Here is a 5920-nt window from a genome sequence, read left to right as displayed (position 1 = left end):
CCGCCCGCCAGAAGGAGACGACCCGATGAACACGACAACGACCCTGGCCGCTACGACGACCCCCGCACCCGCCCCGGCCAGTTCCCTCAGCGCCTTCCCCGACCGCGAGATCGTCCCCGGCGAACTCCTCGGCCTGGCGGGCCGCCGGCTGCGCGCGATCTGGACCCCGGGCCACACCCCCGGCCACGTCTGCCTGCACCTGGAGGAGGACCATCCGGCCCGACTCCCGGGCCACGGGCGCCTGTTCTCCGGCGACCACCTGCTCCCGCAGATCACTCCGCACATCGGCCTGTACGAGGACCCGGACGACGACACACTCCCAGATCCGCTCGGCGACTACCTCGACTCGCTGGAGCGGATCGGCCGGCTGGCCCCGGCGGAGGTGCTCCCGGCCCACCAGCACACGTTCACCGACGCGGCCGGTCGCGTAAGGGAGTTGCTCACCCACCACGAGGACCGGCTGGCCGACCTCCTCTCCCTCCTCTCCGAACCCCTCACGCCCTGGCAGGTCGCCGAGCGGATGGAGTGGAACCGCCCCTGGTCCCAAATCCCGTACCAGTCACGGAACATCGCGGTCTCGGAGGCCGAGGCGCACCTGCGCCGACTGGTCAAACTGGGCCAGGCCGAGGAGATGACGGGGAGCGAACCGGTGACGTACGTGGCGGTGTAGTCCCCTCGCCGGTGCCATTCGACCCCGGGTTAATTCGGTCGTGGGGCGAGGGGTGCGGCTGGTACCAACGACCGCATGGACCTCGACCCTTTGCAGCGACTCCTCGCCGAACGTGCCTGTGAGCGCGTGATCCTGGACTTCGTCCGCCGACTCGATCTCGGTGAACCCTCCTCCGTCGCCGAGCTGTTCACCGAGGACGGCACCTGGGAGTGGCCGGACGGCGAGCGGCTCGTGGAGGGGCGGGGGGCGTTGCGGAAGTACTTCGGTTCCCGTCCCGCCGGGCGGCTCTCACGGCGGCTGATGTCGAACGTCCTCGTCACCCTCACCTCCCCCGACACGGCGATCTCGACGGCGTACTTCACGACGTACCGGATCGACGGTTATCACGGTGGCCAGGTCACCGCCGGTGCCCCGGTCCAGGTCGGGCACTACGAGGACAACTTCCGCAAGGTGGACGGGAGTTGGCTGATCGCGACCCGGACCCTGTTCCTGCCGTTCGGCGGCCCCACCCCGCGTCACTGACGGCCCGGCCGGCTTGTCGCGTACGCGATTCCCTCGTCGTACGACATCGCCAGGCCCGCCCGGTATCCCGTCTCGTAGGCGTCGTCGCCGAGGCGTTCGCGGACGCGGAGTTCGCAGGTGCGGCGGGTGGCGATGAGGTCCGGGGAGTCCATCTGGGCGCGGCCGGTGAGTTCCCACAGGCGGGTGCCGATGCCCAGGAGGCGGGCGGCGCGGTGGGCGTCGCCGGTGGTGACGATCGCGGCGGCCAGGAGGTCGAGGGACATGGCGGCGCCGACGGTGTTGTGCAGCAGGGCGTGGCCCGCGATGGAGGTGCGGGCGCCGTTCACCGCGGCCGCCGTGTCGCCGTGCGCCAGGTCGGCCTGGGCGATGAGGTAGTCGGCGAAGGCACCGCACCAGTACTCGCCCTGTTTCCGGCTCGCCGTACGCACCTCGTCGGCGACCTCACGGCCGCGCTCGTACTCGCCGCGCAGCACGTGCGCGAGGGAGAGGGCGAGCCGGACCTGGAGCTGGGCGGCGCCGAACGCGTCGTCCTGAATGGGGAGTTGGGGTGCGGCGGCGAGGACGTCGATCGCCTCGGCGAGGCGGCTGGTGAGGGCCAGTTGGCCGCCCCGCACGTACACGGCGGCGACCATGCCGACCGGGGAACCCTGTGCGCGGGCCGCGTCGGCGCAGCGCACCGCCCAGTTGGCCGCCGCCTCCTGGTCGCCCTGGAGGATGGCGACGGCGCCGCGCGACCACAGGGCGAGGGTGCGGCCGTGGCCGGGCGGCGGGTCGGCGGCGAGGGCCTGGTCGAGGCAGGCCTGGGCCTCGCGGAGGTAGCCGCAGTGCCGCCACAGGAACCCGACATGGCCCGCCATCTCCACGGCCGCCGCACGGTCCGGTTCGGAGAGCGCGCTCTCGACTGCCGCACGGAAGTTGGCGTGTTCGCTCAGCACCCGCTCGCACCAGGCGACCTGCCGCCCGGTGTTCCACTCGGCGCAGCCCTGGTGGGCGAGGCGGGCGTAGTGCTCGCGGTGGCGGCGCCGTACGGCGTGTTCCTCACCGAGTGCGTGCAGCCAGTCGGTGCCGTACTCGCGGACGGTGTCGAGCATCCGGTAGCGGGCCGAGATGACGGGGTCGGGCAGCACGATGGACTGCGCGACGAGCCGGGCGAGCAGGCCGGCGATCCGCTCCGGGGCCAACGGGCCGCCCGCGCACACCTGTTGGGCGGTCTCCGCGCAGAAACCGCCGGTGAAGACGGACAGCCGCGCCCACAGCAGGCGTTCGAGCGGGGCGCAGAGTTCGTGGCTCCAGCCGATGGCGGTGCGCAACGTCCGGTGCCGGGGCGGGCGTTCACCGGGGGCGGAGGTCAACAGGTCCAGCGGGGAGGGGAAATCAGGGAGTGAGGGCAGGCGTTCGCCGAGGCGGGCGTGGAGTTGGTCGAGGGTGAGGTCGGCGAGGCGGGCGGCGGCGAGTTCGAGGGCGAGGGGGATGCCGTCGAGGCGGCGGCAGACGGCGGCGGCGAGCGCGCGGCCGGCCACGTCGTCGTCGCCGAGCGGGCGCCCGGCGTCGGCGGCGCGCTCGGCGAACAGGGTTACGGCGTCACCGGCGGGGGCGCTCCCGCCGGGACCGCCGTCCACGGGGAGCGGTTCGAGGTGGAGAACCTCCTCGCCGGGCAGCGCGAGGCGTTCCCGGCTGGTGACGAGGATGCGCAGGCCCGGCACGCGGGACAGCAGCGCGGCGGCGGCCTTGGCGCAGTCGGCGAGGAGGTGCTCGCAGGAGTCGAGCACGAGCAACAGCCGTTTGCCGTGGGCCCATTCAGTGATGACGTCGATGACCGGCCGGGTCGACCGGTCGGCGAGCCGGAGGGTCTCCATGACGGCGAGGTCGACGAGTCCCGGGGTGTGCAGGGGCGAGAGTTCGGTCAGCCAGACGCCGTCGGGATAGGCGTCCCGGACTGCCGCCGCCGCGCGCAGGGCGAGCCGGGTCTTTCCGACCCCGCCGACCCCCACCACGCTCACCAGCCGGGCCGCCGGACCGGCATCCGGGTCCAGCACGGCCTGGAGCAGGGCGAGTTCGGCGCGCCGCCCGACGAAACTGTGGGTCTCGGGCGGCAGATTCCCGAGGTTCCCGGGGTTCGGGTGAGTCGTGTCCGGCACGAGGCCCAGTGTGTCCGTACGCCACCGACTCCACGCGCGTGTCCCGGAACGCGGTCCACGGCTGCCCGGAACAGTCGCAACACCCACGAAATGGCCGTACTTCATGACCACTTACGGGTTGGTTTCGACGCATCATGATCGAGAGGTGATCAACTCCCGGTTGACGCAGGTGAGGAGACGGAAATTCGGCGATCGTCGTGGCGTGAACACGATGGATGGGCGACGCCGATTCCGTAGGGCACGGTCGGGAGTCCGCACGGCACCGGCGGGATTTCTCGCGGGCCCGGTGGGTCTTCTCGTCGCGCCCGTCGGGTGTCTGGCGGCGGCCGCGCCGGGGCTGCTGATCGGACGGGTGCAGCCGATCCTGCCGTTGCTGGCGATCGGGCCGTTGATGGCCGCGACGTTCCTGGGCGCCCGGCGTACGTTCTTCGTCAGTTGCTGGACGGTCCTGCTCGCGCTCGCGGCGGGGCTCGGCGCCGGGACGCAGGTGAGCGCCGGGTTCGCCGTCCGCTGGGGCGGGCTGCTGCTGGGGTGCGCGTGCAGCGTGTACGCGGCGTGGCAGCGCGGCCGGCTGCGCGAACGGCTCGCGGAGGCACGGGAGGTGGCCCGGATCACCCAGGAGGCGATCCTGCGGCCGGTGTCCCGCACCCTCTCCGGCACCCATGTCTCCACCCGCTACCACTGCGCGAGCCGTGAGTCCTCGGTCGGCGGCGACCTGTACGACCTCGCGGTGACGCCGTACGGCCTGCGCGTGCTGGTCGGTGACGCGCGGGGGCACGGGCTCGACGCCCTGCGCACGGCGTCCGACACGGTCACCGCGTTCCGCGAACTCGCGTACACCGCCCGGGACTTGGCGACCCTCGCGCGGGCACTGGACGCCCGCCTCTCCCCCCGCCTCGCCCCCGAGGACTTCGTCACGGCGGTACTGGTGGAGTTCGGGCCGGGCGAGGTGCGGCTGGTCAACTGCGGTCACCCGGCGCCCCTGCGCTCCGGCCAGCGCCTGGAACTCCTCGAACCCCGGGTCCCCGCCCTGCCGTTGGGCCTGCACCCGGACCCGCACCAGTACCGGGTCCGCCTCCAGCCCGGCGACCGCCTCCTCCTCTACACGGACGGGCTCACCGAGTCCCGCGCGCCGGACGGCACCCCGTTCGCCCTCCTCACCGAGTCCGCGACGGCACTGAGCGAACCGATGCCGGACGCGGCACTGCACGCGCTGCACGAGCGGCTGCTCGCCCACGCCGGCGGGCCGCCCACCGACGACCTGGCACTCGTCCTGTGCCAGCCGACGGGGGTGACGGCGCCGGTGCGGGTCTGAGGCCCGACGGATTCAGCCGAACTTGAGGAGCAGGTCGGCGAGTTCGGCGGGCACGGTGATCATGCAGTCGTGACCGGCGACCAGTTCCCACACCTGCGCCGGGGTGCCGTTGGGCTGGGTCGCGGGGACGGGCCGCCGTTCGAAACCCTCCGGCTCGCTGCCCACGCAGTGGATGTGGGTGCGGGGGATCGCGGTCGCGGCGGGGTTGTCCAGCCGTACGGGTTGCTGGAGGCACAGCGCCGGCTGGTCCGAGACCATCGTGCGCAGCCAGGCCACGTCCGCCGGATCGGTGACCCCGAACAGACCTCCGGGCGGCGGGAGTTCGGGCAGCGGCGGAATCCGCCAGGGGGTGCCGGACCGGGCGGCCAAGTCGATGAGGACCTGGGTCACGGGCAGGATGTCGGTCGCGCGCTCACCGTCCACCGGGACCATCGCGTCCAGGTAGACGAGCTGGGCGATCCGCTCCGGGAGCCTGTTGACCACGCCCGAGACGACCAGCCCCGCGTAGCTGTGCCCCACGAGGACCACGTCCGTGAGGTCCTCCTCGGTGAGCAGCCCGACGACGTCGTCGACGTGGGTGTCGAGACCCACCTCGGGGCCGAGCAGACGCGCCTTGTCGCCGTACCCGGTGAGGGACGGCGCGAGCACCCGGTGCCCGGCCGCCGTCAGCAGCGGGACCACCCGGTCCCAGGCCCGCCCGCTGTGCCAGGCGCCGTGTACCAGCAGATACGTGGACATGACTGTGCTCCTTGGTGAGGTGACGGGGGTTGCCGAGCCGTGGTGGCCGACGCGCTGATCAGCACGCCCTCGACCGGCCACCGACGAAGCTGCCGCCCGCCCCGCACCCCAGCCAGGGCCCCGCCGACCCTGGGGGTGACAGGACCAGGCAGCCCCCCACCCGGCCGATCTACAGTGCGGAGATGGCCGACGAACCGAACCCGCTGGGCGAGTACGTGCGCGCCCGCCGCGAACTCGTCACCCCCGAACAGGCAGGCATCCCCGCCTTCGGGGTACGGCGCGTGCCCGGCCTGCGCCGCGAGGAGGTCGCGATGCTCGCCGGCATCAGCGCCGACTACTACCTGCGCCTGGAACAGGGCCGCGACCGCAACCCCTCCGTGCAGGGGCGGCTTGATGTCCTTCTTGCCCGCGTACCGCTCCCGGTTGCGCTCCTCGGCCCGCGCGTCGTACTCACGCGAGGTCGCCGGCGCCCAGCGCCCGCGTCCGGTGCCTTCGGGCTGTCACTTCAGGTGGAGCTGCTGGCCCGGGAAGATGACG

6 protein-coding genes are annotated in these 5920 nt (G+C 73.0%); 4 read left to right on the top strand and 2 right to left on the bottom strand.

From position 1 onward, the window contains the following. Positions 1-670, top strand: a 670-nt coding sequence (locus tag ACNFOC_RS49565; protein ID WP_416965566.1) for an MBL fold metallo-hydrolase, incomplete at its 5' end; no start/stop codon positions are given. Between the two features lie 75 nt (positions 671-745). After that, positions 746-1192, top strand: coding sequence for a nuclear transport factor 2 family protein (locus ACNFOC_RS49560; RefSeq protein ID WP_416965565.1), 447 nt, complete (start codon positions 746-748; stop codon positions 1190-1192). Here ACNFOC_RS49560 and ACNFOC_RS49555 read toward each other — a convergent pair. After that, on the bottom strand, positions 1186-3330 hold the full coding sequence (locus ACNFOC_RS49555; protein ID WP_416965564.1) for an ATP-binding protein: 2145 nt from the start codon (positions 3328-3330) through the stop codon (positions 1186-1188). The two genes, ACNFOC_RS49560 and ACNFOC_RS49555, sit on opposite strands and share 7 nt — an antisense overlap. A gap of 211 nt (positions 3331-3541) precedes the next feature. Here ACNFOC_RS49555 and ACNFOC_RS49550 point away from each other — a divergent pair, with 211 nt between their 5' ends. Next, a complete protein-coding gene (locus ACNFOC_RS49550; RefSeq protein WP_416965567.1) occupies positions 3542-4645 on the top strand; it encodes a PP2C family protein-serine/threonine phosphatase in 1104 nt (367 codons plus the stop codon). Positions 4646-4657: 12 nt separating this feature from the next. On the opposite strand, the gene ACNFOC_RS49545 is transcribed toward ACNFOC_RS49550, so the two are convergent. Then, positions 4658-5383, bottom strand: a complete 726-nt coding sequence (locus tag ACNFOC_RS49545) for an alpha/beta hydrolase (protein WP_416965563.1) — start codon at positions 5381-5383, stop codon at positions 4658-4660. 182 nt (positions 5384-5565) lie between these two features. Here ACNFOC_RS49545 and ACNFOC_RS49540 point away from each other — a divergent pair. Then, on the top strand, positions 5566-5920 hold a 355-nt coding region (locus ACNFOC_RS49540), incomplete at its 3' end, for a helix-turn-helix domain-containing protein (protein ID WP_416965562.1).

The organism is Streptomyces colwelliae (assembly GCF_048158785.1).
Lineage (GTDB): Bacteria > Actinomycetota > Actinomycetes > Streptomycetales > Streptomycetaceae > Streptomyces.
This window is presented reverse-complemented; position numbering and strand designations above follow the sequence as displayed.